27 protein-coding genes are annotated in these 26,555 nt (G+C 61.3%); 12 read left to right on the top strand and 15 right to left on the bottom strand.

Annotation, left to right across the window (positions count from 1 at the left end; all coding sequences use genetic code 11):
• Positions 1–128: 128 nt before the first annotated feature.
• On the top strand, positions 129–1,202 hold the full coding sequence (locus tag AABM52_RS18885; RefSeq protein WP_347907438.1) for a diguanylate cyclase: 1,074 nt from the start codon (positions 129–131) through the stop codon (positions 1,200–1,202).
• Positions 1,203–1,257: 55 nt separating this feature from the next.
• Here AABM52_RS18885 and AABM52_RS18880 read toward each other — a convergent pair whose 3' ends face one another.
• The 3 genes from AABM52_RS18880 to AABM52_RS18870 all read right to left on the bottom strand — a co-directional run bounded on the left by AABM52_RS18880 (position 1,258) and on the right by AABM52_RS18870 (position 4,370).
• Entirely contained in the window at positions 1,258–2,127 is an 870-nt protein-coding gene (locus tag AABM52_RS18880) for an oxaloacetate decarboxylase (RefSeq protein WP_046043248.1), read from the bottom strand.
• A 142-nt stretch (positions 2,128–2,269) separates the two neighbouring features.
• Positions 2,270–3,304: an arginine N-succinyltransferase gene (gene astA, locus AABM52_RS18875; RefSeq protein WP_347907437.1), complete on the bottom strand. Its 1,035-nt coding sequence runs from the start codon at positions 3,302–3,304 to the stop codon at positions 2,270–2,272.
• Between the two features lie 49 nt (positions 3,305–3,353).
• Positions 3,354–4,370: an arginine N-succinyltransferase gene (locus AABM52_RS18870; protein WP_347907436.1), complete on the bottom strand. Its 1,017-nt coding sequence runs from the start codon at positions 4,368–4,370 to the stop codon at positions 3,354–3,356.
• A 564-nt stretch (positions 4,371–4,934) separates the two neighbouring features.
• On the opposite strand from AABM52_RS18870, the gene AABM52_RS18865 reads away from it, so the two are divergent.
• Both AABM52_RS18865 and cobF read left to right on the top strand, forming a co-directional pair.
• A complete protein-coding gene (locus AABM52_RS18865; RefSeq protein ID WP_347907435.1) occupies positions 4,935–5,507 on the top strand; it encodes a histidine phosphatase family protein in 573 nt (190 codons plus the stop codon).
• Positions 5,507–6,262, top strand: a complete 756-nt coding sequence (gene cobF / locus AABM52_RS18860) for a precorrin-6A synthase (deacetylating) (RefSeq protein ID WP_347907434.1) — start codon at positions 5,507–5,509, stop codon at positions 6,260–6,262. Before AABM52_RS18865 ends, cobF begins: the two co-directional genes overlap by 1 nt.
• A 7-nt stretch (positions 6,263–6,269) precedes the next feature.
• On the opposite strand, the gene ftrA is transcribed toward cobF, so the two are convergent.
• Complete coding sequence (gene ftrA / locus AABM52_RS18855; protein ID WP_347907433.1) at positions 6,270–7,244, bottom strand: transcriptional regulator FtrA; 975 nt, start codon at positions 7,242–7,244, stop codon at positions 6,270–6,272.
• A 101-nt stretch (positions 7,245–7,345) separates the two neighbouring features.
• Between ftrA and AABM52_RS18850 the strand changes: the two genes are divergently transcribed.
• Entirely contained in the window at positions 7,346–7,780 is a 435-nt protein-coding gene (locus tag AABM52_RS18850; RefSeq protein ID WP_347907432.1) for a rhodanese-like domain-containing protein, read from the top strand.
• A gap of 144 nt (positions 7,781–7,924) precedes the next feature.
• Here AABM52_RS18850 and AABM52_RS18845 read toward each other — a convergent pair whose 3' ends face one another.
• Positions 7,925–8,566, bottom strand: a complete 642-nt coding sequence (locus tag AABM52_RS18845; protein ID WP_347907431.1) for a type 1 glutamine amidotransferase — start codon at positions 8,564–8,566, stop codon at positions 7,925–7,927.
• A gap of 330 nt (positions 8,567–8,896) precedes the next feature.
• Here AABM52_RS18845 and AABM52_RS18840 point away from each other — a divergent pair, with 330 nt between their 5' ends.
• The 3 genes from AABM52_RS18840 (at position 8,897) to AABM52_RS18830 (ending at position 11,791) form a co-directional block, all read left to right on the top strand.
• Entirely contained in the window at positions 8,897–9,676 is a 780-nt protein-coding gene (locus tag AABM52_RS18840) for an ABC transporter substrate-binding protein (RefSeq protein ID WP_150752940.1), read from the top strand.
• 103 nt (positions 9,677–9,779) lie between these two features.
• A complete protein-coding gene (locus AABM52_RS18835) occupies positions 9,780–10,892 on the top strand; it encodes a succinylglutamate desuccinylase/aspartoacylase family protein (RefSeq protein WP_347907429.1) in 1,113 nt (370 codons plus the stop codon).
• A gap of 182 nt (positions 10,893–11,074) precedes the next feature.
• The gene (locus AABM52_RS18830) at positions 11,075–11,791 is read left to right on the top strand and encodes a dienelactone hydrolase family protein (protein WP_347907427.1); all 717 of its coding nucleotides are present in this window, start codon (positions 11,075–11,077) and stop codon (positions 11,789–11,791) included.
• A gap of 3 nt (positions 11,792–11,794) precedes the next feature.
• On the opposite strand, the gene AABM52_RS18825 is transcribed toward AABM52_RS18830, so the two are convergent.
• From AABM52_RS18825 to AABM52_RS18800, 6 genes are all read right to left on the bottom strand, one after another.
• Complete coding sequence (locus tag AABM52_RS18825; RefSeq protein ID WP_347907425.1) at positions 11,795–12,361, bottom strand: hypothetical protein; 567 nt, start codon at positions 12,359–12,361, stop codon at positions 11,795–11,797.
• Between the two features lie 262 nt (positions 12,362–12,623).
• Positions 12,624–13,295 carry a glutathione S-transferase N-terminal domain-containing protein gene (locus AABM52_RS18820; protein WP_347907423.1) on the bottom strand — a complete coding sequence of 224 codons (672 nt, stop codon included), beginning with the start codon at positions 13,293–13,295 and terminating at the stop codon, positions 12,624–12,626.
• Between the two features lie 97 nt (positions 13,296–13,392).
• Entirely contained in the window at positions 13,393–14,199 is an 807-nt protein-coding gene (locus AABM52_RS18815) for a hypothetical protein (protein ID WP_347912654.1), read from the bottom strand.
• A gap of 281 nt (positions 14,200–14,480) precedes the next feature.
• Positions 14,481–15,662, bottom strand: a complete 1,182-nt coding sequence (locus AABM52_RS18810; protein WP_347907422.1) for an acetyl-CoA C-acetyltransferase — start codon at positions 15,660–15,662, stop codon at positions 14,481–14,483.
• An 11-nt stretch (positions 15,663–15,673) separates the two neighbouring features.
• Positions 15,674–16,339, bottom strand: coding sequence for a CoA transferase subunit B (locus AABM52_RS18805; protein WP_008026717.1), 666 nt, complete (start codon positions 16,337–16,339; stop codon positions 15,674–15,676).
• Between the two features lie 36 nt (positions 16,340–16,375).
• Positions 16,376–17,074 carry a CoA transferase subunit A gene (locus tag AABM52_RS18800; RefSeq protein WP_034150336.1) on the bottom strand — a complete coding sequence of 233 codons (699 nt, stop codon included), beginning with the start codon at positions 17,072–17,074 and terminating at the stop codon, positions 16,376–16,378.
• Between the two features lie 140 nt (positions 17,075–17,214).
• Here AABM52_RS18800 and AABM52_RS18795 point away from each other — a divergent pair, with 140 nt between their 5' ends.
• Complete coding sequence (locus AABM52_RS18795; protein ID WP_347907419.1) at positions 17,215–18,117, top strand: LysR substrate-binding domain-containing protein; 903 nt, start codon at positions 17,215–17,217, stop codon at positions 18,115–18,117.
• Positions 18,118–18,231: 114 nt separating this feature from the next.
• Here the strand turns inward: AABM52_RS18795 and AABM52_RS18790 are convergent, their stop codons facing one another.
• Together AABM52_RS18790 and AABM52_RS18785 are read right to left on the bottom strand one after the other, a co-directional pair.
• The gene (locus AABM52_RS18790; RefSeq protein WP_347907417.1) at positions 18,232–19,074 is read right to left on the bottom strand and encodes an NAD-dependent protein deacetylase; all 843 of its coding nucleotides are present in this window, start codon (positions 19,072–19,074) and stop codon (positions 18,232–18,234) included.
• A gap of 124 nt (positions 19,075–19,198) precedes the next feature.
• Positions 19,199–20,245: a class I SAM-dependent methyltransferase gene (locus AABM52_RS18785; RefSeq protein ID WP_347907415.1), complete on the bottom strand. Its 1,047-nt coding sequence runs from the start codon at positions 20,243–20,245 to the stop codon at positions 19,199–19,201.
• A 345-nt stretch (positions 20,246–20,590) separates the two neighbouring features.
• Between AABM52_RS18785 and AABM52_RS18780 the strand changes: the two genes are divergently transcribed.
• Together AABM52_RS18780 and AABM52_RS18775 are read left to right on the top strand one after the other, a co-directional pair.
• Positions 20,591–21,421, top strand: a complete 831-nt coding sequence (locus AABM52_RS18780; protein WP_347907413.1) for a DUF692 domain-containing protein — start codon at positions 20,591–20,593, stop codon at positions 21,419–21,421.
• 3 nt (positions 21,422–21,424) lie between these two features.
• Complete coding sequence (locus tag AABM52_RS18775) at positions 21,425–22,180, top strand: putative DNA-binding domain-containing protein (RefSeq protein WP_347907411.1); 756 nt, start codon at positions 21,425–21,427, stop codon at positions 22,178–22,180.
• A 96-nt stretch (positions 22,181–22,276) separates the two neighbouring features.
• Here the strand turns inward: AABM52_RS18775 and AABM52_RS18770 are convergent, their stop codons facing one another.
• Positions 22,277–22,717 carry an NUDIX domain-containing protein gene (locus AABM52_RS18770; protein ID WP_347907409.1) on the bottom strand — a complete coding sequence of 147 codons (441 nt, stop codon included), beginning with the start codon at positions 22,715–22,717 and terminating at the stop codon, positions 22,277–22,279.
• 89 nt (positions 22,718–22,806) lie between these two features.
• Positions 22,807–24,180 carry a nucleotide 5'-monophosphate nucleosidase PpnN gene (ppnN, locus tag AABM52_RS18765; RefSeq protein ID WP_347907407.1) on the bottom strand — a complete coding sequence of 458 codons (1,374 nt, stop codon included), beginning with the start codon at positions 24,178–24,180 and terminating at the stop codon, positions 22,807–22,809.
• 216 nt (positions 24,181–24,396) lie between these two features.
• Here ppnN and AABM52_RS18760 point away from each other — a divergent pair, with 216 nt between their 5' ends.
• Together AABM52_RS18760 and AABM52_RS18755 are read left to right on the top strand one after the other, a co-directional pair.
• Positions 24,397–24,924 (top strand): DUF3087 domain-containing protein, encoded by a 528-nt coding sequence (locus AABM52_RS18760; RefSeq protein ID WP_347907406.1) that lies wholly within the window; start codon positions 24,397–24,399, stop codon positions 24,922–24,924.
• Between the two features lie 83 nt (positions 24,925–25,007).
• Positions 25,008–26,552 carry a sensor domain-containing diguanylate cyclase gene (locus AABM52_RS18755; RefSeq protein WP_347907404.1) on the top strand — a complete coding sequence of 515 codons (1,545 nt, stop codon included), beginning with the start codon at positions 25,008–25,010 and terminating at the stop codon, positions 26,550–26,552.
• The last annotated feature ends 3 nt before the right edge of the window (positions 26,553–26,555 follow it).

Below are 26,555 nucleotides of genomic sequence, written 5' to 3'. Positions count from 1 at the left end.
TTTTATGTGAGTGTGATGTCGCGATATTCAGCCCGTCAGCCGGTGATGGCTATTTAATCTCACCCTGATAGACTCCAGCGCACAGGCACAGGCTGTAATCGCATTCCGTCGAGTGGCACAGAGGCCCTATGACAAAAACGGGAGGAAAAGGATTTTCATTGGCCAGGAGGCTCTATACATCGCGGACCCTGGGGTTGGCCCTGGGGTTGGTGTGCGTGAGCGCGGCGATGTATCCACTCGATCCGGCGCCCTGGGTCTGGGGTTTCATGTGGTTCAATGGCCTGGTCTGGCCGCATCTGGCTTACCAATGGGCGCGTCGGGCCAAGACACCCTATCATGCCGAACACCGCAATCTGCTGATCGATGCCTTTCTCGGCGGCTTCTGGATTGCCGCGATGCAATTCAATCCACTGCCCAGCGCAACCACCATTTCCATGATGGCCATGAACAACGTGGCCATAGGCGGCTTGCGCTTCCTGCTGGCCGGGACAGCCGCGCAAATCCTGGGCGTGGGCGTTGGCCTGCAGATTTTCGCCCCGGCGTTCATTCCTGCCACCAGCGCGGTGCAGCTCTATGCCTGTTTGCCGTTGCTGTGCCTGTATCCGCTGGCGCTGGGCTGGATCTGCTTCCGCCAGGCCCATACCCTCGGCTGTCAGAAGCGTGAACTGCTGGCACTGAGCCGCACCGACAGCCTGACAGGCCTGCTGAACCATGGCACCTGGAAGGACCAGTTGGAGATCGAGTTCCAGCGCTGCAAACGCCAGCAAAAAGGTGGGGCGATCGCCCTGATCGACATCGACCATTTCAAAGCCATCAACGACACCTACGGCCATGTTGCCGGCGACATCGTCTTGCGTCAGTTGAGCAAAATGCTCAAGCAGAACCTGCGAGCGACCGATGTAGCAGGGCGCTACGGCGGTGACGAGTTCTGCGTGATCCTTCCGGACCTGCCCCTGAACCGTGCCGTCGCCGTCATGGATGCCCTGCGCGATCGCTTCGCCACCTTGGGCTACGAGCAGAACCCGGCGCTGAAAGTCAGCCTGAGCATTGGAATGGCGTCCTTCAACCCGGCCCACACCGACGCGACGCTCTGGCTCAATGACGCCGATCATGCGTTGTACGAAGCCAAGACTACCGGGCGCAATCGAGTGATCTGCTGCGGTAACGGGAAACCCTATCGCGAACTGCTCGACTCGGTGTGACTGTCCACCGCTAAACTGCGAACGCGCTCGCGAAGGCGGTGTGTCGGTTAAACCGTCACTCCTTCACGCTCATGAACTCTTCCGCAAAGCGGATGTATTCCTCGGGTTGCGTGTAGGTGTGCGTCAGCTCGGTGGCGCTCAGGTCCGAGGTCTGGGTGAGGATCTGGCGTTGCTCGCGCAGGCTGTCGTAGGTCGCCTTGATCGCGGCGAAGTACGCGCCATGGCCGTCGATGGTCACGCGCACACCCAGTTCGGCCAGGCGCTTGTCATCGCGTAGCAGCGGGTTGCCATAGGTCACCAACATCAGCGGCACGCTCAGGTGCTCGGCGATCTGCTCCAGATGGTCGAAGTCCTTGATGCCCACCATGCAGATCCCGTCGGCCCCGGCGCTCTGGTATTGCCGGGTGCGGCTGATGATTTCCTGCACCGGCAGAATCCCGGCGTGGGTGCGGGCGATGATTGCCATTTCCGAATCGCAGCGGGCTTCGAGCGCCGCGCGGATCTTGCCGACGCCTTCGGCGACCGTGATCAGGTCGGTGGATTTGCGGCCGAACTGCGCGGGCAGCAGGGTGTCTTCGATGGTCAGCGCAGCGACGCCGGCCCGTTCGAGTTCGACAATCGTACGCATGACATTGAGCGCGTTGCCGTAGCCGTGGTCGGCGTCGGCGATCACCGGCAGCTGGGCGACTCGGCCGATGCGGGTGGCCTGCTCAGCGAATTCGCTGAGGGTGATCAGCGCAAAGTCGGGGGCGCCCAACACTTGCAGCGAGGCGACCGAACCCCCAAGGATCCCGACTTCGAAACCCAGGTCGGCGGCGATGCGGGCGGACATCGGGTCGAACACCGAGGCCGTGTGGTAGCAGGTGTTGGAGGCGAACAGTTGGCGAAAATTGCGGCGCAAATCTTGATGGGAAAGCCTGGACATATGAGTTCCACCAATGGAATGGAAGGGCTTGAGCAAAAGTGTCAACGCCGAAGAAATAAAAGGCTATCACGCGCGCCGGGGGAGAATGATGACGAATTTGCTGGGTTAGGCCGATTGACGTCGCAGCGATGGAACTGATAGGTCACGCCGCCACGGCCTGTTGCCGCTGATCAAGCAGCGGCACGGCGCGCACCGAATCACCGGGTTGCAGCTGCAGGCGCTTGGCGGTCAGGCGATCAACCATCAGGCTGTTGCCCACCTGTCGGGCCGGGGCGCAGGTGATGCGACAGTTTTCCAGGCGGCGGTTGTGAATCAGCCAGAGGGGCGCTTTCTCGTCCGGCGAGCCGATGGCCAGTGACAAGGGTTGGCTGTCGCGCACGGTACGGATCCCGGAAACCGGGGCTTCAATGACCGGCCCGCCGTCGAAGATATCGATGTAGCCCTTGTGGGCAAAACCCTCGGCGCTGAGGATTTTCAGGGCCGGTTCGGTATTGGGGTGGGCCTTGCCGATCACCGCCTGGGCCTGTTCGGTGAGCAGGCAGGTGTACAGCGGCTGGCGCGGCATCAGTTCGGCGATGAAGGATTTGTTGCCCAGCCCGGACAAGTGATCGGCGTGGCTGAAATCCATCTTGAAAAAGTGCCGGCCGAGGCTGTCCCAGAACGGCGAGCCACCTCGTTCGTCAGCGCTGCCGCGTAATTCGGCGATGAGCCGGTTGCCGAACAGCTGGGTAAACTCGGCCACGAACAACAGGCGTGCGAGGGAAAGCAAACGGCCGTTGCTGCCCTGGCGCTGATCGGGGCGCAGGTACAACGAGCAGACTTCCGATTGCCCGGTCAATTCATTGCTCAGGAACAGGGTCGGGATCTGGCGCTGGATACCCAGGTCCGCCGAAGCGCTGACTGTCAGTCCGACCCGGTAGTTGTACCAGGGCTCGCGCAGACCGACGCCCCCCGTCAGGGCGCTGACGCCCACCACTTGCTGCTCGTCGTCCTCGAGCACGAACAGGTAATCGGCATCGGCCCGGTCGACCTGCCCGGCGAAGGTGCGTTGGGCCCAGCGAATCCGGTGGGCCAGGCGTTCTTCATCGGCCGGCAGGCTGGTAAGCCCCGGAACGGCCTGGCGCACCAGCGCGAACAGGGCGGGCAGGTCGGTGATCTGAACCGGACGGACAATCATGCGGCTGTTCCTTGTGCGCGTGTGCTCTGGCGTTGAATCTGGTGAGCGTTCACAGGGCAACCAGCCTGATCGTGCTGCCCTCGGTCACCTTCAGCGCCTCGCACATGGCGGCGTCCAGCGTCACGGGTTGCCCGGGGATGTAATCAAGATCAGCGACGATGGCCCGATAATCCGTCAAGGACTCGTTGCTCACCAGAAAGCTGCCACGGGCATCGATCACCGGTCCAGGCTGCGCTACGTCGCACTGGCTGTGGGCGATGGAGCGAATGCCCGAGGTGCGCGCATAGAGGGTCGGGCCGCCATCGAACAGATCGATGTAACTGTTGGTTTCGAAGCCTTCCCGTTCGAGGATATCGAAGGCTTCCTGGCCATCGGGGTGGATGCTGCCGATGCAGTCCTGTGCCGCCTGGGGCAACATGGGCACGTAGATCGGATACTGCGGCATCAGTTCGGCGAGAAAGGTGCGGCTCTGCAGGCCGCAAAGCCGTTCGGCCTCGACGTAGGGCAAGTCGAAGAAATGCTTGCCCACGGCGTCCCAAAATGGCGAGTGGCCTTCATCACTGCTGTAGCCGACGATCTCGGTGATCACCGTGTCGGAAAAACGCCGGGCGTGGGCGGCGATGAACAACAGGCGCGCCCGCGACAGCAGTTCGGAATGCGCGCTACGTACCCGCGCGGCGTCGATATGGAAGCCCCGCAACAAGGTGTGGCCACTGAGGTCCTGACACAACGACAAGGCCGGTACGCCGTGCTCGATGTTCAGTTCCCGCGAGGCACTGGTGAAGTGCCGGTTGCGCAGGCTGTAGAACGGCTCGTTGTACCCGGCCGTGGCGAGGATTTCCGAGCAGCCGGTCAGTTGCCGTGTCGTCAGGTCTTCGAGCACAAAGAAATAGTTTTCCGGGCCATGAGCCTGCACGTCCTTTTCGAACGAGGCACAGGAATCGAGGATTTTTTCGCGTAACCGTTCGCTGTCGTCGGGCAGGGAGGTGACGCCCACGAGGCTTTCACGGGCGAGCCTCTGCAACTGGGGCAGGTCGGCCAACTCGACTGGACGCAAGACCAGCATGGAGACACTCCTGTATCAAACGATTCGGCGATTGGAGCCGAATCTGACTATCACTGTCGGTTTTTCCGCACATTAAATCGGTGGTCATCTGAACGTTGTCAGGCGCCACTCTTTTTCTTATCGGATGATTCCCGGGATGGACCGCATTAAACGAGGAGCGGGTGGTTCGGCCGCAGGCGATGCCTGGCCAGACGCGTTGATCGGGTGTTCGACAAAAGGCATCCGGGCTCCTGCTGGATGAGCGTGGCAAGTGTTTTAACAGTCCGTTGAAAGGAGTATTTAATTATCGCGTACTGCCTGTCTAGTGAATTTTCGTGTGGTCTGCTCGTGCCCGAAAAAGGGGCAAAGTGCCTGCCCCACGGGGCTACGCCGATGTCGTAAAGTCTTGTAGGTGATTGCCTGCGTTGCGGTCAGCCATGACAGAAAATCTGGCAGGAAATGACTGAAGGAATCCGTTTCCAGCTGGAAAATTAAACAACACCCGGGCCTGCTTTCTTGCGGCACAATTGCGCGATGGCGGTCACCTGACGCCGTTGTTCCTTTCCATCCCTGGAGTCATTGCTGGTGCAGGCAACCCGTTTAACCCTGATGTGCCATGCGCGAACCGTCGCACAGAAATTGGCGCGTTTTCCTCTGGATGAACCTCTGGAGATGGATTGGCAAGCGCTCAGGCTTTCCCGTTGCAACCAGTTCAAGGGCGCTCCACGCCTTGTCTGCGGCCCGGAGTTGCGCACCCGGCAAACCGCTGAACTGTTCGGCAGCGCGCCGGAAATTGTCGACGCCTTGAGGGACTGCGACTTCGGGCGTTGGGGCGGTGAACGCATCGGCGATTTGCAAAAGACTCAAGCCCAGGTGCTTCAGGATTGGCTGGAGAACCCGGCTTCGGCGCCCCACGGTGGTGAGTCGTTGCTGCAACTGGGCGAGCGGGTGAGTGCGTGGTTGACAGCGGTGCAGTCAACGCCGGGGCACATCGTGGCCATTACCCATCCCTTTGTCATCCGCGCCGCGTTGACGCAGGTTTTGCAGGGGGCATCGTCCAGCCTGATCGACGTCGAGCCCCTGTCGGCTGTCGAGTTGCGGTTCCATGGCCGCTGGCGGCTGCGCTTGCCGGGCACCGACCCCGAGGACTTGCTGTGATGAAAAAACTCCTGGTCATCGGGATTGGTGCCGGCAACCCCGACTACATCACGATGCAAGCGGTGAAGGCGCTGAATCAGGTCGATGTTTTTTTTCTCATGGACAAGGGCCAGAGCAAAGACAAACTCATCGATCTGCGCCGTGAAATCTGCGAACGCTACATCACCGGCCGCGATTACCGTTTTGTCGAAGCCCACAGCCCTGAGCGCGAGCGCGGTGAGGTGGACTACAAGACCAGTGTCGACGACTTGAACCTGGCCAAACAACAGACCTTCGAACGGCTGATCAATGAAGAACTGTCCGACAGCCAGTGTGGTGGTTTCCTAGTGTGGGGCGACCCTGCGTTGTACGACAGCACCATCCGTATCCTTCAGGCGATCCAGGCCTCGGGCGCCTGTGGGTTCGAGTTCGAGGTGATCCCCGGCATTACCAGCGTCCAGGCGTTGGCGGCCCGACACAAGGTGCCGCTCAACCAGATTGGCCGCTCCGTTGAGATCACCACCGGCCGGCGCCTTGCGGCAGGGCAGGTGAGCGATGCCGACAGCCTGGTGGTGATGCTCGATGCCCAGGATGCTTACCAGCAGGTGGTGGATCAGGACACCGAGATTTACTGGGGGGCCTATCTGGGGACGCCGGATGAAATCCTGATCCGCGGCAAACTCAAGGATGTGGCGGATGAAATCGAACGGGTGCGCAAGGCGGCGCGGCTGGCCAATGGCTGGATCATGGATACTTATTTGTTGCGCAAGCCTTGAGAACACCTCAAAAACCAGCATTGCCCCCACGCCCAAACCGCTCCCGATACACCGAAGGCGGCACGCCCACCACCGTTCGAAAGGCCACCCGAAAGCTTTCCACCGAGCGATAACCACAACGCTCGGCAATCTGCTCGGTGTTCTGGTCGCTGCTTTCCAGCAGTTCGCGGGCGCGGCCCAGTCGTTCGTGCTGCAACCAGGTTTTCGGTGACTGGCCGCTGGCTTCGGTGAAGCGACGCAGGAAGGTGCGTTCGCTCATGGCGGCTTCGCTGGCCAGGTCGCGCACCTCCAGTGGTTCGTGCAAACGCTCACGAGCCCACTGCATGACGCGGGAAAGATCGCTGCGCGGTGTAGGGCTGACCGGCGTCGGTATGAATTGCGCCTGGCCACCGCTGCGTTGCGGCGACATGACCAGGCGTCGCGCCACTGAATTGGCCACCTGGGTGCCGAAATCCCGCGCCACCAGATGCAGGCAGGCATCGATACCTGCCGCGCTGCCAGCGGAGGTGATCAATTGGCCGGAATCGACATACAGCACGTCCGGGTCCACGAGGATGCCGGGAAAGCGCTCGGCCAGTTCCGAGGTATAGCGCCAGTGCGTGGTCGCGCCGTGGCCGTCGAGCAACCCGGTGGCGGCGAGGACGAAAACGCCGGAGCAGATCGACAGCAACCGCGCCCCCCGGGCATGGGCCTGGCGCAGGGCGGCGATCAGTTCCGCCGGCACTGCGGCGCTGCGGTCGCGCCAGCCGGGAATGATGATGGTGCGGGCATCGGCGAGCAATTCCATGCCGCCATCGGCCAGTACCTGGATGCCGCCCATGGCACGCATCGGGCCTTGATCGACCGCGACGATACGATGCTCGTACCACGGAAAATCGAATTCAGGCCGTGGCAGGCCGAAGATCTCCACGGCAATACCGAACTCGAAGGTGCAGAGGCCATCGTAGGCCAGAATCGCGACCGTTCCTGGGGTGGGCTGCATTTGGCGGAAAGTTCCCGGTGAGTGTCTTGTGCGCCACTGTAGCCGCTTGTGTCTGGCGGATAAAGTCTTCCCACACCCACCGCTTCTTTGGAGTACAGCCCATGACCAGCCTGGTTCGCGAAATTCCCGCCGCCCCCTCGGCCATCGCCCTGATGCATTTCAGCAACCGTCTGACCTTCGAAACCGATTGTTCCGACGTCCACGGCAGCCAGCAGGCTGGCGAAGTCGATTTCATTCTGGTGGATGTTCGTGGCCCGCTGGCGTTCGAACGCGGGCACGTACCGGGAGCGATCAACATTCCCGGGCGCCTGCTGAGCGCCGAAGGTTTGGCGGGGTATCCGAAGAACAGCTTGTTCGTGGTGTATTGCGCCGGACCACACTGCAACGGCGCCAACAAGGCGGCGGTGAAACTGGCGGCCCTGGGGTATCCGGTCAAGGAGATGATCGGCGGCGTGACCGGGTGGTTGGATGAAGGGTTTGAGTTGAGTGTCACTGAGCATCGGCCTGCCCGTGCAGTGTTTGGTTGTGAATGCTGATCTTCAAACACCATTGATCCCTGTGGCGAGGGGGCTTGCCCCCGTTGGAGTGCGCAGCGCTCCCAAAACTCTCGACTATTACCGATATTCTGGGGTTGCTGCGCAACCCAACGGGGGCAAGCCCCCTCGCCACAGGTATGTATTTCAGCGAAAGGAAGTGGCCGCCCACCACTTATCCAGCGTCGCCTCTAACCACTTGGCCACTGCTGCGTAAGCCTCAGTCTCTTGCGGCCCCCGTGGCAACGGCGACTCATCGCCAAAATGCGCATTGAGCATGGCCACCGACTCGGCGTTCCACTCCGGATGAAACTGCAACCCCAGCCGCGTCGACCCGGCGCGGTACATCTGCTGCGCGCAGTGTTCGCTGCCGGCCAACAGCTGCGCGGCAGGCGGCAGGTCGATGGCGTCTTCGTGCCACTCCAGCACCTTCAGCGTTTGCCCATCGATAAAGCTCACGGTGGTCCATCCGGTTTCGCTCTGGTCCATCCGCCGTACATTCCCGCCCAGGCTCAACGCCAGCAACTGTGCCCCCAGGCAAATGGCGAACACAGCCGCGTCCTGATCGAGAGCGCCTCTGAGCCATTGCCGCTCGGCTTCCAGCCAGGCCGGGCCGGCATTGGATTCATAAGGCCCGCCCAACAGGATCACGGGATCGGCGCTGACGGACGGCAATTGGCCGAGGTCGGCGCGAAACACCTTCAGCGTCAGCCCTCGGGATTCGGCCCAGATGGCGATGGCGCCCGGACCTTCGGCGGGGTGGTGCTGGATCAGGTTCAACGTGGGCATCACGCTACTCTCGATGGGACGCAAGGGCGCTCAATGTGCCGCAAAACACCGGGCATCGCCAGTCGTCCTGTTCTGTCGGATGCAGCCGTAAAACCTGTAAGTCTGGTCTGAAATTGCGATATATCTGACAGACATTGCACTGTCATGGCGCACTCACCTCGACGCCTCCCTCCAGGTGCTACTTTTCTGTAAATAATTGTCGCTTCGGCGTAATTTACCCTCCTGTAGCCGCTCTAGACTGCCGGCCACTTCGGTTCCCGCTCACGAAGCGATGACCGAACGCTGCCAATCGAAGCTGCCAATAAAAGCCTCCGCACACAGGAGTTATAAATGAAGAAGCTAGTGATGTTCGGTGCCCTGGCACTGTCGATGTTGTCCCTGACCGCCGTGGCCGAAGACGCCAAGCCGATCCGCATCGGTATCGAAGCCGGCTACCCGCCATTCTCGATGAAAACCCCTGACGGCAAACTCACCGGTTTCGACGTGGATATCGGCGACGCGCTGTGCGAGCAGATGAAAGTCAAGTGCACCTGGGTCGAGCAAGAGTTCGACGGCCTGATCCCTGCGCTGAAGGTCAAGAAAATCGACGCCATCCTGTCGTCCATGACCATCACTGACGATCGTAAGAAGAACGTCGATTTCACCATCAAGTACTACCACACCCCGGCGCGCTTCGTGATGAAGGAAGGCAGCGACGTCAAGGACCCGCTGACCGAACTCAAGGGCAAGAAAGTCGGTGTGTTGCGCGCCAGTACCCACGACCGCTTCGCCACTGAAGTGCTGCAACCGGCAGGGATTGTCCTGGTGCGCTACGGCTCCCAGCAGGAAGCCAACCTGGACATGGTGTCCGGCCGCATTGACGCGCTGCTGGCCGACTCGGTCAACCTGGATGACGGTTTCCTGAAAACCGACGCCGGTAAAGGTTTTGCCTTCGTCGGCCCTGAGTACAACGATCCGAAATACTTCGGTGGCGGCGCCGGCATTGCCGTGCGCAAGGGCGATACCGCCCTGGCCGAGAAATTCAACACCGCTATCACCGAAATCCGCGCCAACGGCAAGTACAAGCAAGTGCAGGACAAGTACTTCAAGTTTGACGTTTACGGCGAGTAATCCAGCCGTTTGGAAAAGTGGCAACCGTCAGACGCGGTTGCCATTTTTTTTGTGCAATCATTTTCAGCACAGGTCTCACCGTACAGACATCAGGAGTCCCCCCATGCAACGCATCGATCACAAACTGCCCTGGAGCCACCTGGGCAGCGAGCGCACCCTCAGCGTTTTTCGTTATGGCGCGGGTACGCGCAAGGTGTACATCCAGGCCAGCCTGCACGCCGACGAATTGCCGGGCATGCGCACCGCCTGGGAACTGAAGAAACGCCTGGCCGAACTTGAACAACAGGGACAATTGAAGGGTGTGATCGAGCTGGTGCCGGTGGCCAATCCCATTGGCCTCGACCAGCACTTGCAAGGCAGCCACTTGGGGCGTTTCGAGCTGGGCAGCGGCAAGAACTTCAACCGCTCGTTCGTCGAACTCAGTGCGCCGGTGGCCGCGTTGATCGGTGATCGTCTCGGCAGCGATGCCCAGGCCAACATCGCGCTGATTCGCCAGACCATGGGCCAGGTCCTCGACGGCTTGCCGGCAGCGCCATCGCAGCTGGAAGCCATGCACCGCCTGTTGCTGCGCCATGCCTGCGACGCCGACATCACCCTCGACCTGCATTGCGACTTTGACGCAGCCATCCACATCTACGCATTGCCGCAGCACTGGCCGCAATGGCAATCCCTGGCGGCGCGCTTGAAGGCCGGCGTGGCGTTGTTGTGTGAAGACTCCGGCGGCAGCTCGTTCGATGAGTCCTGTTCTTCGCCATGGCTGCGCCTGGCCAGGGCGTTCCCGGCGGCGGCGATTCCACCGGCCAACCTGGCGACCACCCTGGAGCTGGGCAGCATGGGCGACACCCGGGTCGACCAGGCCCAGGCCAATTGCGAAGCCATCCTCGGGTTCCTCGCCGAACAGGGATTCATTTCCGGCACCTGGCCTGCAGCACCGGCCGAATGCTGTGAAGGCATGCCGCTCGAAGGTACCGAATACCTGTTCGCCCCGCATCACGGCGTGGTCAGCTTCCTGCGTGAGGCCGGGGAGTGGGTGGAGAAGGGCGATGCGCTGTTCGAGGTGGTCGACCCGTTGAACGACAAGGTCACCACCGTGCAGGCCGGCACCAGTGGCGTGCTTTTCGCCATCGACCGTGGGCGCTACACACAGCCAGGCAGCTGGCAGGCGAAGGTCGCCGGGCGCGAGCCGATTCGGGTGGGCAAGTTGATCAACGACTGATCCCGGAATTTCTTTGTCTGTACTGGCCTCTTCGCGAACAGGCTCGCTCCCACAGTGGAATGCATTTCAAATGTGGGAGCGAGCCTGCTCGCGAAGGCGGCATCGGTCACGCCTGAGATGTCCCTGCCTGCTTCACAGTGATAGGCTCGTGCGCGAATCCTGCATTCCGTGAAGGAAGACCCATGTTGAAGATTCTCGCGCTGCTCACGCTCCTGCTATCCACTGCCGTCCACGCCCAAGCCCCGCTGCAATCCGACTTGCCGCTCAAGTACCTGGAGCAGGCCAACGCCGATTCGAACCATCAACCCCTGGTGATTTTCCTGCATGGTTACGGCAGCAACGAGCAGGACCTGTTCGGCATCAAGGATGACTTGCCTGTGTCCTACACCTACCTGTCGGTGCGGGCACCCTTGGTGATGGAGGCGGGCAGCTATCAGTGGTTCCGCAAGAAGGGCGAAGGGGCCTACAACGGCGAGACCGATGATCTGAAGTCCAGCGGCCAGTTGCTGCTGGAATTCGTCGCACAGGCCACGAAGAAGTATCACACCGAACCCGAGAAGGTGTTCCTGGTCGGCTTCAGCCAGGGCGCGATCATGTCCTACGAAACAGGCCTGCGGCATCCCGAGGCGCTCGGTGGGATCGCTGCGTTGAGCGGACGGATTCTGCCGGTGCTCAAGTCCGAGCTCCAACCGGATGAAAAACGCCAGTCGCTGGCGATTTTCATCGGTCATGGCGAACAGGACAAACGCTTGCCATTGAGCGACGGCACCGAAGCCAACAGCCTGCTGCAGAGCGTGTCACTCGAACCCGAGTTTCACGCCTACCCCGGTGTCGGTCATAACATCAGCGCCAACGAGATACAGGATTTGAGCGCCTGGTTGCAGCGCCTCAACCCCTGAGACTCATTTTCCGCTGACGATCTGTTTGATCAGAGTTTCGTGGGCCGCCATGTCGCCGGGACGGGAAATCACCTGGATCACCGCCATGCGGGTGCCGGATGCCGCCATCAGCGTGGTGGTGAGAGTCATGCCACCGCCCTGCGTGGCAGTGCCGTCGACCTGGCGCAGGCCCAGCCCGGCTTTCTGGGTCAGGTTTTTCTCGCTGAGTTTGTTGTAGTCGGGCAGGGATTTGTGTTGCGCCGCTTCGAAGTCGGCCACGGTGCCGTCGAGGAACACGCCGTCGTTGTCCTTGACGCTGATACCGTTGGGCAGGGTGTTTTCAGCGGCGATCACCACGGTCTTGGTGGTCTCGTTGCTGTACAGGGTGCCGCTGGCACCGTCCGGGCTGGCCGGCAGCGGGTTGGCGATGAAACCTTTGGGCAGGTTGAAGGTGAACTTGCTGCCGAGCATCGAGACTTTCTGGGCGGGCGCATCGCTGGAAGTGGCCTTGGCGGCCTGCGCACTCAAAGCCCCAAGGCCGGTAGCGGCTGCCAGCAGCAGGACAAGGGCTTTTTTACTCAACAAAGACATCGGAATCTCCAGGGATGGGCGCGCGGTGGGGCGCGATCATCCCACGGAGGTTGTGATGCGTTCCAGTGTGCTCTACCGAGCGGTCATTTGGGTGAGGTCGCTTTCCTGTGGCGAGGGGGCTTGCCCCCGTTGGAGTGCGAAGCGCTCCCAAAGTCTTCGACCGTTGCCGAGATTTTGGGGTTGCTACGCAACCCAACGGGGGCAAGCCCCCTCGCCACATTGATCACTCATTTCATCACCCTCGAAGGCTGGAACCGGCGGATTACGCCTGGTTTTGCCGGAACAGGTTGCGACGGGTTTCTTCGTCGAATTCGGCCTTGAGCACCAATTGCTCTTTCAGGCCGTGGGCACGCAGGGCGGCCGGGCGGGCGCTGATCTCATCGTACAGGCGCTTGACGTTCGGGTAGGCCGCCAGGCCGTTTTCGCCAAGGATGTAGGGCGCGTAGTTGGCCCAGCCCCACAACGCGATGTCGGCGATGCTGTAGGTGTCGCCCGCCAGGTACTGATGCTGGGCCAGGCGCTCGTCGAGAATGCGGTAGTGACGTTCGACTTCCTTGAAATAGCGGTTTTTCGCGTAGGGCAGATCTTCCGGTGCGTGATGCAGGAAGTGCACCGCCTGGCCGGAGAACGGCGACAGGCCGGTGCCGATGAACATCAACCACGACAGCATCTCGGCCTGGCCGGCAACGGAGGTCGGCAGGAAGCGCTGATGTTTCTGCGCCAGGTGCAGCAGGATCGCCTGGGAGTCGAACACGCTGGCATCGCCATCCACCAGCGCGGGTACCTTGGCGTTCGGGTTGATCGCCAGGAAATCTGGCTGGTGCTGCTCACCCTTGAAGGTATCGACGCCGATCAGTTCGTAGGGTGTTTGCAGCTCTTCGAGCAGCAGGGCAACTTTCATCGGGTTCGGTGACGGGTGGAAAAAGAATTTCATGGTGCAGGCCTCAGTCGGGTAGGGGTTGGAACTGAGGTCGATGTTGAAGCAAACCCGTTCGATTGACGTGCGAGGTTGTTGTTCTAGTCGTGCGAAATTATCGAACGTGTTTCGGTGCTTTGACGGTTCCTCCAGTGTCCGTCGTCGGGCCGACCGGCCGTGCCAGCAAGCGTTTGGTCACGCCCAGCATGGCCACTGACACCGCGACGCCCAGCACAAATGCGTTCATCCCCAGCGTCGGCAGGGTCAGGGCAAGCACCAGGCAGAAGGCGGCGAACGAGTACATGCCGGTGGCGGTGGCGCGCAGCAGCGCGGCGGTAAAAGCCGGGCCACGGGTTTGCTGGGAGAACACCGCCATCACGCTGCCCAATACCGGGAACACTGCCAACAGGCCGCTCCAACGGTCGCCGACGGTGCTGGCCAGCAAAGTGACGACCAGGGTGAGCAATGCACCGGCCACCATGCGCAGCAAGAGCTTGTCGGATTTCGGCGTCGGGCCGCTGAGCACCGGTTGCACGGTGGGGAACAGGTACGGTGCGGCGAGCAGCGCGGTGGCGGCGGCACACACCGAAAACACCAGGGAGGTCGGGATCAGTGACAGGACAACCGCCACCAGCGCCCAGACCGACAGCGAGATCACCAGCGCCAGTGGCCATCCGGCCCGTTGTGCGACCTGGGCGTAGGTCACGCAGAAGGCAATCATCGCGAACATGGCCGACAACGCGGCGGTGGCCGATTGCGCGGCAAACCCCTGGCCTTGTTCGAGGGCGAGGAACAACAGGATCGGCCCGACTACCACCGGCAACCCCGACAACCAACCGGCCACGCTCGGCCCCCAGCGTTTGCCAGCCAGGGAAATCAGTAGCAGGAAGCCTGGGATCACCAGCAGTTTGAGGATCAACACGCGCACGTCTCCGACCTGTTTGAGGTGGCAACGGTAACATTGCATCGATTGGATTGCTTTATGTGTATGAGAATCTTGTATACAAAATTCAGGCCCTTTGGGATTTGTGCGAAAGGCCTTTGCGCATACGTTTTTTGGGCAGCCCGCGATGAACGATAACGCTGTTCTCCCGAAAAAACGCAGGCAAAAAGAACCCGGTGCGACTTGCATCGCACCGGGTGTTTTTCCAGACGGTCACGGATCTTCGTGGGTCCCCGCGCCGTCTGTTGAACGCTGTTGGCTTACGCCCGTTCGAGCGCCAGCGCCACGCCCTGACCACCACCGATACACAGGGTGGCGAGGCCTTTCTTGGCGTCACGCTTGAGCATTTCATGCAGCAGGGTCACCAGCACGCGGCAACCCGAGGCACCGATTGGGTGACCCAGGGCAATGGCGCCGCCGTTGACGTTGACCTTGTTCAAGTCCCATTCCAGGTCCTTGGCCACCGCCAGGGATTGCGCGGCGAAAGCTTCGTTGGCTTCAACCAGCTCAAGCTGGTCGATGTTCCAGCCGGCCTTGTCCAGGCAGCGGCGAGTGGCCGACACCGGGCCGATGCCCATGATCGCCGGATCGACGCCTGCGTTGGCGTAGGCAGCGATTTTCGCCAGTACTGGCAGACCGAGGGCCTTGGCCTTTTCAGCGCTCATCAGGATCACGGCGGCGGCACCGTCGTTCAGCGACGAAGCGTTGCCGGCGGTCACCGAACCGTCCTTCTTGAAGGCGGCTTTGAGTTTGCCCAGGGATTCGGCGGTGGTGCCGGCCCGTGGCTGTTCGTCGGTGGCAAAGGACAACGGATCGCCCTTGCGCTGCGGGATCAGGATCGGGGTGATTTCATCGACGAAGCGCCCGGCTTCGATGGCGGCCACGGCTTTCTGCTGCGAGGCGGCGGCGAACGCGTCCTGTTGCTCACGAGTCAGGCTGTACTTCTCGGCCAGGTTCTCGGCGGTGATGCCCATGTGGTAATCGTTGAACGCGTCCCACAGGCCATCGCTGATCATGGTGTCGACGATTTGTGCGTGACCCATGCGCAGACCGGTGCGGGCACCAGGCATGACGTAGTTGGCCAGGCTCATGTTTTCCTGACCACCGGCGATGATCACCTCGGCATCGCCGCAGCGAATCGCCTGGGCGCCCAGGTGCAGGGCCTTGAGACCGGAGCCGCAGACCTTGTTCAGGGTCATGGCCGGCACGGCGAAGGGCAGGCCGGCCTTGATCGCAGCCTGGCGCGCAGGGTTTTGCCCGGCGCCGGCGGTCAGTACCTGGCCCATGATCACTTCATCGACTTGCGCAGGGTCCAGGCCGGTTTGTGCCAGCAGCTGGCGGATCACCGCAGCGCCCAGGTCAACCGCGGACACATTGGCCAGGGATCCCTGGAAGCTGCCGATCGCGGTGCGCGTGGCGGCAACAATGACGACTTCTTGCATGGAATGATTCCTCACTGGGCAGCGAACTGCATTTCTGGCACGTGGTCCGGCACGATCAGTTTACCGGCAGTCTTGGCGACGATCTCTTCGACGCTGACACCCGGTGCACGTTCTTTGAGAATGAACGCGCCGTTTTCGATTTCCAGGTAGGCCAGGTCGGTCAGCACGCGCTTGATGCAACCGGCGCCGGTCAGCGGCAGGCTGCATTGGGACAGCAGCTTGGATTCACCGTCCTTGGACGCGTGGGTCATGATGACGATGATGTTGTCGGCGCCGGCCACCAGATCCATCGCGCCGCCCATGCCCTTGACCAGTTTGCCGGGGATCATCCACGAGGCGATGTTGCCTTGCACGTCCACCTCAAAGGCGCCCAGCACGGTCAGGTCGACATGACCACCGCGGATCATCGCGAAGGACTCGGCGGAGGAGAAAATCGACGCGCCGGTCCGTGCGGTCACGGTTTGCTTGCCAGCGTTGATCATGTCGGCATCGATGGTTTCTTCGGTAGGAAACGGACCCATGCCCAGCAGGCCGTTTTCCGACTGCAGCATGACTTCCATGCCTTCGGGGATGTAGTTGGCGACCAGGGTCGGAATGCCGATGCCCAGGTTCACATAGAAGCCGTCCTGCATTTCGCGGGCGACGCGTTGAGCCATTTGTTCGCGGGAAAGTGCCATTGTCGTTATTCCTTCATTCGGTCCGGGGGCAGGGGATCACTTACGCACGGTGCGCTGTTCGATGCGCTTCTCGAACGTGCCGCAGATGATCCGGTCGACGTAGATGCCAGGGGTGTGGATCTGCGCCGGGTCCAGCTCGCCGGGTTCGACGATTTCTTCGACTTCGACCACGGTGATCTTGCCGGCAGTAGCGGCCAGCGGGTTGAAGTTCTGCGCGGTGTGGCGATAGATCACGTTACCGAAATGGTCGGCTTTCCAGCCTTTGACGATGGCGAAGTCGCCAGTGATGGATTCTTCCATCAGGTACTTGCGGCCATGGAATTCGCGGACTTCCTTGCCGTCGGCGACTGGAGTGCCAACGCCGGTGGCGGTGAAGAAGGCCGGGATGCCGGCGCCGCCTGCGCGCATTTTTTCAGCGAGAGTGCCTTGCGGGGTCAGGGTGACTTCGATTTCGCCCTTGAGCAGTTGCTCTTCGAACAGCTTGTTTTCGCCGACGTAGGACGCCACCACTTTGCTGATCTGGCGGTCGGTCAACAGTACGCCCAGGCCGAAACCGTCGACGCCGCAGTTGTTGGAAACCACGGTGAGATCGCGGGTGCCCTTGCGCTTGATCTCGTTGATCAGGTTTTCCGGGATCCCGCACAGGCCGAAGCCGCCGGCGATCACGGTCATGCCGTCTTCAAGACCTGCCAGAGCTTCCTCGTAGGAACTCACGCGCTTGTCGAAACCTGCCATATGCACCTCTTTTATTCTTTGTGGGCGGCTGGCTAGCCGAATGGGTTGAGTGTCTCGCCGCAAGATTCATTTGTTAAGTTGATTTTTAATGTTGATTGATAGATAAAACTCAACAATGTACCGCTTTGGAGACAATGACTATGACAGTCAAGCAGATCCGCGCCTTTCTGGCCGTGGCCCAGAGCCTGAGCTTTGCCGTGGCCTGCGAGCGCCTGCACCTGTCGCAATCGGCCCTGAGCCTGACCATCAAGGCGCTGGAGGAGGGCCTGGGCGGGCGCTTGTTCACCCGCACCACGCGCAACGTGGCGCTCACGGCCGAAGGCGAATCCCTGGTGCCGCTGGCGCGCCGGTTGATCGCCGACTGGGACAATGCCGAGGATGAGTTGCGCCAGCGCTTCACCCTGCAGCGCGGTCGCGTGACCCTGGCGGCGATGCCGTCGTTCGCCGGCAACCTGCTGCCGCCGATCCTCAAGACCTTCCGCGCCCGTTATCCGAATGTCAACGTGACGGTCAATGACGTGATCAACGAGCAAGTGCTGGAAATGGTCCGTGACCGCCAGGTGGAACTGGGGGTGGCGTTCGAGCCGACCCAGAGCTCGTCGCTGCAATTCACGCCGTTGTACATCGACCGATTCGTTGCGGTGGTGCCCCTGGATTCGGCGCTGGCCGAACTCGATGACATCGACTGGCAGACCCTGCTCAAGGAGCCGTTCATTACCTTGCAGCGTCCGTCGACGGTGCGGGTGATGCTGGAAGAACATTTGCAGGCCCGCGGCATGAAGCTGCCGGTGGAGTTTGAAAGCCATCAACTGGCGACGGTCGGGCGCATGGTCGCCAGTGGCCTGGGGGTGAGCGCGGTGCCGGCCTTGTGCGCCGGGCAGATGCGTGAACTGGGTGCGCGTTGCATTACCTTGCGCGACCCGGTTGTAGAGCGGGCGCTGGGGGTGTTGACGTTGCCGGGGGGAGAGTTGTCGGCGGCGGCGCAGGCGTTGTTTGATGTGCTGAAAGAGGAAAAATTTGGGGAAAAACTCCTCTTAAATTAATGCTGGACCCTGTGGGAGCGAGCTTGCTCGCGATGGCGGTGGATCAGCCAGTAAATTTTCTGAATGTGCTGGCCTCATCGCGAGCAAGCTCGCTCCCACATGGATCGGGTTTCGTCAGTTGCCAAGTAGCTTCGCCAATAACGGCAACAACCGCTCACACGCCCCCTCGATCTTCAAATCCAGCATTTCATCGGCCCGGGTCTTGCCCAGATTGATCGCAATCAACGGCTTGCCCTGATCCACCACCGCCCGGCACAAGCGAAACGCCGAATAGGCCATCAGCGACGAGCCGACCACCAACAGCCCGGCAGCCTGTTCGACGGTCGCCATCGCCCTGGCCGCCGTGGCCTGTGCGACGTTCTCGCCAAAAAACACCACGTCCGGCTTCATCCGTTCCCCTGCGCAATGCGGGCAGTGCGGGACCTGGAAGCGCGCCTCGAAAGCCGGGTCGAGCAAGGTGTCGCCGTCCGGCGCCTGCACCGCATCGATGCCGGCCAGGTACGGGTTCTGTGTTTCCATCAAGTGCTGGATCGAATCGCGTTCGCTACGCTGGCCGCAATCCAGGCACAACACCCGGTGCAAGCTGCCGTGGAGTTCGATCACGTCACGACTGCCGGCCTGGTCGTGCAGGGTGTCGACGTTCTGGGTGATCAAGCCGCTGATCTGCCGCGTGTCTTGCAAACGGGCCAGGGTGTCGTGGGCCTCGTTCGGCTGCGCCAGACGCACCCTCGGCCAGCCGAGCATCGCCCGCGCCCAATAGCGTCGCCGGGACTCCGGCGCCGAGAGAAATTCCTGGTACATCATCGGCTGCCGGCCACGCCGCACGCCCTGGTTGTCGCGATAATCCGGGATGCCCGAGGGCGTGCTGATACCGGCACCGGTCAGCACGGCAAACGGCTGAACCGCCATGAGCTGATGGAGGCGATCGAGTTGGTCACGGGTCTTGCGGTCGAGCATGCCGGGAAACCTGTAGGAGCGAGCCTGCTCGCGATGGCGTGTCAGTCGACATCAATATAGCTGATACACCATCGTCGGAACGCCGCCCGGAGCAAGCTCGCTCCTACAGAGATGGCCGCGGGGATTATTTACGCGCCTCCAGGATCAGGTTGAACGGCGTTTCCGTGGCCCGACGGAAACGGGTGAATCCGGCCTCGCTGAACACCTTACGCAACCGCGCTTCACCGGCCTGGGCACCGAGTCCGAGACCGACTTCCTGGGACAGCGAGTTGGGTGTGCAGATGAAGGTCGACGCCGCGTAGAACAGGCGTCCGACCGGGTTGATGTTGTCGTCGAGCAAATCGTTGGCGTAGGGCTCGACCAGCAACACGGTGCCGTCGTCCTTCAACGACTCATAGGCATGTTTGGCCGCACCCACCGGGTCGCCCATGTCGTGCAGGCAGTCGAAGTAGCAAATCAGGTCGTAGTCGCTGCCGGGGTAGCTTTTTGCGTTGCCCTGGAAGAACCTGGCCCGGCTGGATACACCTCCTTCTTCGGCCCGTTGGGTGGCAACGGTAACGGACGGCGCGTGGTAGTCGAAACCGACGAAGCGCGAATCCGGAAACGCCTGGGCCATGATCACCGTCGAGGCACCATGGCCGCAGCCGATGTCCGCCACTTTGGCCCCGGCTTCCAGTTTGGCCACCACGCCATCGAGGGTCGGCAACCATTCGGCGACCAGATGGGCTTTGTAGCCGGGACGGAAGAAGCGTTCGGTCCCGCTGAACATGCACGGATGGTGATCGCCCCAGGGAAGGGCGCCGTTGCCGCGCATGGCGTTGACCAGTTTGTCCTTGTCATGGAAAAACGACGCGACCACGCTGATTCCGCCCGCCACATAAACCGGTGAGTCTTCGTTTGCCAAAGCCATGGCTTGCTCTTCGGGCAGGCGGAACTGGCCGTCGCGGTGTTCCATGTAGCCGGAGGCGGCATGGGCACTGAGCCATTCGCGCAGCAGGCGGGTGTTGCAGCCGGTTTTCTCGGCAAGGGTTTCGGGGGTGATGGGCTGACTGTCGGCCATCGCCCGGTACAGGCCGAGCTCTTCGCCGAGGATGACGTTGGCGAGCATCGCCGCGCCGCCCATGTCATTCACCAGTTTGCCCATGAAATCGTTGAGTCTGGCCTCGTCCATCACGTGTGCTCCTTTGGCAGGATCACGGTCCAGGGGCTTTGTCTGGCGAGGCGTTCGCCGCTGGGCGGTGGTCGTGGGAATGTACAGGGCACCAAGCGGGTCCTGTGTGCAGTAAGTTTAGTCCGGGCCTTGTACTGCGCGGCCTGGCGCGACGAAAGCAACGTTTTTTCTGCTGCTACACAACCCTGTGGGGCGATGTATCTCACTGTATCTCACCGGCCTTTCGATACAGTCCCGCGCAACTTCAGGCCCCAGCCGAACACAGTCCAGATACACCCTTTCGATTAACTCTGTCTCATGGCGGGCGCCGGCTCGCGTCGTTGAATATCTTGTGAGATCGACACCATGCAGACCTCCATTCCCCCCGTAGCCAAGGCCAGCGCAGGCCTTGGCCTGCGACGCGGTTTACTCAAAGACCTCCAGGCCGCACCGGCAGGCGATTTCGACTTTCTGGAAGTCGCACCGGAAAACTGGATCGGCATCGGCGGTGCCCACGGCGCGGCATTGCGCGCCCTGGCGGAACGCTATCCGTTGTCCTGTCACGGCTTGTCCCTGTCCCTCGGCGGGCCGTCGCCGCTGGACGTCGGTTTTTTGCAGGAAGTCCGGGGTTTTCTCGATCACTACAACGTGCCGCTGTACAGCGAGCACCTGAGCTATTGCAGCGATGACGGCCACCTGTATGACCTGTTGCCGCTGCCGTTTACCGAGGAAACGGTGCACCACGTCGCGGCGCGAATCCGTCAGGCCCAGGACATTCTCGGTCGGCGCCTGGCGGTGGAAAACGTCTCTTACTACGCCGCGCCTCAACAGGACATGGACGAGGTGACCTTCACCAATGCCGTGCTGCGCGAGGCCGATTGCGACTTGTTGCTGGACGTCAACAACGTGTACGTCAATTCGATCAACCACGGTTTCGATCCGCAGGCGTTTCTGGCGGGCATCGATTCGGGCCGGGTGGTGGCGATGCACATTGCCGGGCATTTCGACGAATCCGATACCTTGAAAATCGACACCCATGGTGCTTCGGTCAAACCGGCGGTGTGGTCGTTGCTGGCTCAGGCTTATGCCCGGTTCGGTGCACAACCGACCTTGCTGGAGCGGGATTTCAACTTTCCGGCATTCGCTGAACTGGTGGCGGAATTGCAGATTATTCGCCGCTTGCAACAGGAGGTTTGAACCGTGGAGAAGTCGAGTCTTTTGCATCAACAAACCGCCATGGGCCTGTACCTGCGCGATCCTGAACGCAACGTGCCACCCACCGAAATGGACCCGGCGCGGGCACAGGTTTACCGGGACCTGGTGTTTGCCAACCTGTCTTCGTTGCTCAGTGGCACTTTTCCTGTGCTGGTGAAGATTCTGGGCAATGAACGCTGGCGGTCGCTGGTGCGGATCTTTCTGCGGGACTACCGCGCCCGCACGCCGAAATTCGGTGAGATCGCCCAGGAGTTTGTCGAGTTTCTCGCGGCCGGGCCTCAGGCGTTGAGCGATGGGTCGTGGCCGTCGTTCATGGTGGAGCTGGCGCATTACGAGTGGGTGGAGATGGCGTTGCAACAGTCTGACGCCGAGCCTCTGGTTGGTGGTGATGCCGCGTTGCTGCTGGATCGGCCGTTACAGGTGTCGCCGCTGGCCTGGCCGTTGGCGTATGCCTGGCCGGTGCAACTGGTGGGGCCGGATTATCAGCCGGACGTTTTACCTGCTCAGCCGACCTTGTTGCTGGTGCGGCGCACTGAGGGCTGGAGTGTGAAGTTTTCTGAACTGAGTCCGTTGGCGTGGCGGTTGTTGCTGCGAATTGGTGAGTTTCCGGAGTTGAACGGACTTGCGCAGTTGCAGGGGTTGGCGGTGGAGGCGAGGATGGTGGGGGATTCGGAGTTTCTGGAGGGTGGGTTGGCGTTGTTGCGGCAGATGCATGGGGAGGGGGTTGTTGGGGTTGATTGATCTGCTTTGACCTTGGCGGCCTGACAGCCGACCTGAGTGTTGTTGACTGAGTACATATCCGGAGAGTGTCAGAATTTGTGTGTGTCTGTACGCCCGTCAGGCGTTTTCCAGCATCGTGATCAACTGCTCCGGCCACACCGTTTCCCGGGTCTCTCGCAGCTCGGCGACGGACCACCATTTATGGTCCGCCATGACTCGCACTTCGTTAGCCGTCCACCCCTCGCGGGTCAGGCGTTCACTGTCGGTATGAACCACAAAATACCGTTCAACCGACAGCACGGTTTCGCCACTGGGCAACATCATCGGAACACGCCGCTCTGCAACGCTGGCTCCCACGGCAGCGACATTCAGTCCGGTTTCTTCAAACAGTTCACGAACCGCCGCCGCCTCGAAGGATTCACCTTGCTCAAGACCTCCACCGGGTGTCGCCCAGTGGCTTTGGCCAGCGAGGGCATCGTTTTTGTGCTGGAAGTGAAACAGCAGAACCTGTTGCGAGGGATTGATCACCAGCAGTCTGGCGGAATTACGTTGGCGCATTTTTTTCTTTCCATAGAGTGCCGCGAACCGCAGCTTTCACTGCGGTTCGCGACGGTAAAGCTCATGTCGGCGTTTTTATACCGATTTTGTTAAGCAACGACTCGATAACACGGCACATACGCCGCGCCACCCGGCAGTTTCATACGGTGCTGGGCGACGAAGGCTTTGAGCAGCAGGTCCAGCGGTTGCATGATCGCCGCGTCGCCACGGATCTGGTAGGGCCCGTGTTCTTCGATCAGGCGGATGCCCTTGTCCTTGACATTGCCGGCGACGATGCCGGAGAACGCGCGGCGCAGGTTGGCCGCCAGTTCGTGGGCGGGCAGGTCGAGGCTCAGCTTCAGGTTGGCCATGTTTTCGTGGGTCGGGTCGAACGGGCGCTGGAAGCCTTCATCGATTTTCAGCAGCCAGTTGAAGTGGAACGCATCGTTGCGCTCGCGGCGGAATTGCTTGACCGCCTTGAGGCCCTGGGTCATCTGCCGCGCCACTTCGGCCGGGTTATCGATGATGATCTGGTAGTGCTGCTTGGCGGCGTCGCCCAGGGTGGCGCCGACGAATGCGTCCAGTTGTTCCAGGTACGGCGCGGCGTGTTTCGGCCCGGTGAGGATGACCGGGAAGGGCAGGCCTTCGTTGTCCGGGTGCATCAGGATGCCCAGCAGGTACAGGAACTCTTCGGCCGTACCGGCGCCGCCCGGGAAGATGATGATGCCGTGGCCGACGCGGACAAAGGCTTCCAGGCGTTTTTCGATGTCCGGCAGGATCACCAGTTCGTTGACGATCGGGTTCGGCGCTTCGGCGGCGATGATCCCGGGTTCGGTCAGGCCCAGGTAACGGCCGCCGTGGATGCGTTGCTTGGCGTGGGCGATGGTCGCGCCTTTCATCGGGCCTTTCATCACGCCGGGGCCGCAACCGGTGCAGATGTCCAGGCTGCGCAGGCCCAGTTCGTGGCCGACTTTCTTGGTGTATTTGTATTCTTCGGTGTTGATCGAGTGCCCGCCCCAGCACACCACGATCTTCGGCTCGACCCCGGGACGCAGGGTGCGGGCATTGCGCAGCAGGTGGAAGACGTAGTCGCTGATGCCCTGGGAGGTGCTCAGGTCGATGCGCTGGCTGTCGAGTTCGTTTTCGGTGTAGACGATGTCGCGCAGGGCGCTGAACAGCATTTCCCGGGTGCTGGCGATCATTTCGCCGTCGACGAAGGCGTCGGCCGGGGCGTTCAGCAGTTCCAGGCGCACGCCGCGGTCCTGCTGGTGAATGCGGATTTCAAAATCCTTGTAGGCTTCAAGAATGGTCTTGGCGTTGTCGACATGGGCGCCGGTGTTGAGGATGGCCAGGGCGCACTGGCGGAAGAGGGTGTAGGTGCTGCCGGAACCGGCTTCGCTCAATTGCTGGACTTCCCGTTGCGAGAGCGTTTCCAGGCTGCCTTTGGGACTGACGGAGGCGTTGATAACTTGGCGTTGGGTCATTCAATGATCCTTAAAACGATGTCATTCACACAGCAACTACGAATGGCATCCGAATAATGTGTATTCATGAAAGAAGATGGCACGAACTGCGCGGTCTTGCCATGTCCCTCGCTTGACGATGAAAAGATGAAAAGGAGCCCCAGCATAGCTAAATCCCCCGCAGAGGCGATAATGCCCCGCTGTCTTTTTGTCCCGGACCCAAGGAAACCCGACGCAATGTTTGAAATCCAGCCGATGAACGCCGACACCTACCGGCAACAGACACGGCGCAGTACGCTCATCATTGCCCTGATCTTTCTGGCACTGGCGATGGTGCTGTCCACGGCGGCGGTGGCTTTGTTCGGCACGCCGGGGGGCGACAATCTGCGCTTCAACGTCGGTGGCGTGTTTGTTGCGGTGCTGGCGATGGCGGCGCTGATGCGCAAGGTGTTCTGGCGCCAGGAATGGATGGCGCCAGCGGTCTACAGTTGGCAACTCAAGCGCAGCCTGATGCGCGTTACCAATGTCATGCATCATGTAACGGCGGCCGTGGACAAAGGCGATCCGGTTGCGATGAAGCTGTTGCGTTTCTACCATTTGGGGTTGAACCAGATGCATCAGCTCGATGGCAACTCCAGCGACCACGGCCAGTTGCTCCGCGAAATGGATCAGCACAAGGAACGAATGCAAGCGCTGGGCATCGATATCGAACAGACGCGGCTGGATCCGACGTGGCTGGAGGCGGTAAAGCAGGCCAGGGGCTAACATCATTGCGAGCCTGGATCAGGCATAGTAAGCAAACGCGGCGATCAGGAAGGCTCGCCCGTCATAGACCCTCAGGGAGCATCATGGGACAACCGTCGATCCACGATCATATTGAAATGCTCCGGCCAGCCGTGCCCCGGCTCAAGGTCCGCTCGGCGGTGATCCTGCTGGTGGCGGTGTGCCTGTCGATGGTGGTTATCGTGATCTGGGAAGCCTGGAGCTCACGCCAGTACCGCTTGCATGACAAGGAAGTGGCGATGTCCAACCTTGCGCAGACCCTGGCATCGCAAGCGCAGGCCTCGATCAAGCAGGCCGACACGCTGCTGTTCACCCTGGTCGATCGTCTGGAGCACGACGGCGTGGATAAATCCCGGCTGCCGCTCTTGCTCAACGCCCAGCGCAGTGAGTTGAGCCAGCTCCACGGTGTATTTGTTTTCGACGAAAAAGGGCAGTGGATCGCCAACTCCAATGGCGCCGGCCAGACCGGCGTCAACAATTCCGACCGCGAATACTTCATCTTCCATCGCGATAACCCCAGCCGTGGGCCGCACATCGGGCCGTCGATCAAGAGCCGTTCGAGCGGTGAATGGGTCATGACGGTTTCGCGCCGGGTCAATCATCCCGACGGCAGCTTTGCCGGGGTGGCGCTGGCGTCGATTTACCTCAGTCATTTCCTGCAGCTCTACGACAGCATCGACATGGGCAGTAACGGCGTGATCAACCTGATCGCCGACAATGCCACCATTGTCATTCGCAGGCCCTTCAAGGAGGCCGACATCGGCACCAGCCTCGCCAAGAGCCCGTTGTTCACCCAGTTGTTGCCCAAGGGCGACGCGGGTACGGCCACGATCAGGTCGATCATCGACGGTGTCGAGCGGGTGATAGGGTATCGCCGGGTCGAGGGTTATCCGCTGATCGTTTTTACCGCGCTGAACAAGGATGAAGTGCTCGGCAGCTGGCGCAAGGAGACGCTGCTCAGCACCGGCATCGTCACGCTGTTGCTGGGTTTTCTCGGGGTATTGGGGGGGCGGCTTATCAAGCTGATGAAGCAGCAGAACCTGGTGCAGGTCGAGTTGCTGGACACCCAGGACAAGCTGCTGGAGGTCAATCGCAACCTCGAAGGCCTGGCCCTCAAGGACGCACTGACGGGGCTGGCCAACCGGCGTCAGCTCGACGCTTTCATCGATGCCGAAATGGGCCGTGCCCGACGCAGCCAGTCCGAATTGGCGCTGCTGATGATTGATGTCGACCATTTCAAACCCTTCAACGACCGCTACGGCCACCTGGCCGGTGATGAGTGTTTGCGCAAGGTCAGTGCGATCATCACGGACAACATCAAGCGCCCCGGTGACTTGGCCGCCCGCTATGGTGGCGAAGAGTTTGCCGTGGTGCTGCCCGGCACCGACTACGTGGGGGCATTTCTGGTGGCGGAGAAAATCCGTCGCGCGGTACTGCAGGCCGACATTGCCCACAGTGACAGCCCGGAAGGCACCGTGACGGTCAGCGTCGGTGTGTGTGCCAGCAATGCCGCGTCCCAGGTGCGCCCCGACGACCTGATCGGTGCGGCAGACAAGGCGCTGTACGTGGCCAAGGCCAGCGGGCGCAACATGAGCGTAATTGCCAACTGAGGA

It is taken from the genome of Pseudomonas grandcourensis (assembly GCF_039909015.1).
Classification (GTDB): domain Bacteria; phylum Pseudomonadota; class Gammaproteobacteria; order Pseudomonadales; family Pseudomonadaceae; genus Aquipseudomonas; species Aquipseudomonas grandcourensis.
The sequence above is the reverse complement of the archived record's forward strand: the minus strand, read 5'-3'. Positions and strand labels throughout refer to the sequence as shown.

Excerpts from the sequence above, each read along its gene's own strand:
- AABM52_RS18870 (WP_347907436.1), bottom strand. The coding sequence starts at position 4,370 with ATGCTGGTCTTGCGTCCAGTCGAGTTGGCCGACCTGCCCCAGTTGCAG.
- AABM52_RS18835 (WP_347907429.1), top strand. The coding sequence starts at position 9,780 with ATGCAACGCATCGATCACAAACTGCCCTGGAGCCACCTGGGCAGCGAG.
- AABM52_RS18825 (WP_347907425.1), bottom strand. The coding sequence starts at position 12,361 with ATGTCTTTGTTGAGTAAAAAAGCCCTTGTCCTGCTGCTGGCAGCCGCT.
- AABM52_RS18845 (WP_347907431.1), bottom strand. The coding sequence starts at position 8,566 with ATGCCCACGTTGAACCTGATCCAGCACCACCCCGCCGAAGGTCCGGGC.
- AABM52_RS18780 (WP_347907413.1), top strand. The coding sequence starts at position 20,591 with ATGCAGACCTCCATTCCCCCCGTAGCCAAGGCCAGCGCAGGCCTTGGC.
- AABM52_RS18830 (WP_347907427.1), top strand. The coding sequence starts at position 11,075 with ATGTTGAAGATTCTCGCGCTGCTCACGCTCCTGCTATCCACTGCCGTC.
- AABM52_RS18795 (WP_347907419.1), top strand. The coding sequence starts at position 17,215 with ATGACAGTCAAGCAGATCCGCGCCTTTCTGGCCGTGGCCCAGAGCCTG.
- AABM52_RS18810 (WP_347907422.1), bottom strand. The coding sequence starts at position 15,662 with ATGCAAGAAGTCGTCATTGTTGCCGCCACGCGCACCGCGATCGGCAGC.
- ppnN (WP_347907407.1), bottom strand. The coding sequence starts at position 24,180 with ATGACCCAACGCCAAGTTATCAACGCCTCCGTCAGTCCCAAAGGCAGC.
- AABM52_RS18885 (WP_347907438.1), top strand. The coding sequence starts at position 129 with ATGACAAAAACGGGAGGAAAAGGATTTTCATTGGCCAGGAGGCTCTAT.
- AABM52_RS18805 (WP_008026717.1), bottom strand. The coding sequence starts at position 16,339 with ATGGCACTTTCCCGCGAACAAATGGCTCAACGCGTCGCCCGCGAAATG.
- AABM52_RS18790 (WP_347907417.1), bottom strand. The coding sequence starts at position 19,074 with ATGCTCGACCGCAAGACCCGTGACCAACTCGATCGCCTCCATCAGCTC.
- AABM52_RS18785 (WP_347907415.1), bottom strand. The coding sequence starts at position 20,245 with ATGGACGAGGCCAGACTCAACGATTTCATGGGCAAACTGGTGAATGAC.
- astA (WP_347907437.1), bottom strand. The coding sequence starts at position 3,304 with ATGATTGTCCGTCCGGTTCAGATCACCGACCTGCCCGCCCTGTTCGCG.
- ftrA (WP_347907433.1), bottom strand. The coding sequence starts at position 7,244 with ATGCAGCCCACCCCAGGAACGGTCGCGATTCTGGCCTACGATGGCCTC.
- cobF (WP_347907434.1), top strand. The coding sequence starts at position 5,507 with ATGAAAAAACTCCTGGTCATCGGGATTGGTGCCGGCAACCCCGACTAC.
- AABM52_RS18840 (WP_150752940.1), top strand. The coding sequence starts at position 8,897 with ATGAAGAAGCTAGTGATGTTCGGTGCCCTGGCACTGTCGATGTTGTCC.
- AABM52_RS18820 (WP_347907423.1), bottom strand. The coding sequence starts at position 13,295 with ATGAAATTCTTTTTCCACCCGTCACCGAACCCGATGAAAGTTGCCCTG.
- AABM52_RS18755 (WP_347907404.1), top strand. The coding sequence starts at position 25,008 with ATGGGACAACCGTCGATCCACGATCATATTGAAATGCTCCGGCCAGCC.
- AABM52_RS18850 (WP_347907432.1), top strand. The coding sequence starts at position 7,346 with ATGACCAGCCTGGTTCGCGAAATTCCCGCCGCCCCCTCGGCCATCGCC.
- AABM52_RS18880 (WP_046043248.1), bottom strand. The coding sequence starts at position 2,127 with ATGTCCAGGCTTTCCCATCAAGATTTGCGCCGCAATTTTCGCCAACTG.
- AABM52_RS18800 (WP_034150336.1), bottom strand. The coding sequence starts at position 17,074 with ATGGCAGGTTTCGACAAGCGCGTGAGTTCCTACGAGGAAGCTCTGGCA.
- AABM52_RS18770 (WP_347907409.1), bottom strand. The coding sequence starts at position 22,717 with ATGCGCCAACGTAATTCCGCCAGACTGCTGGTGATCAATCCCTCGCAA.
- AABM52_RS18760 (WP_347907406.1), top strand. The coding sequence starts at position 24,397 with ATGTTTGAAATCCAGCCGATGAACGCCGACACCTACCGGCAACAGACA.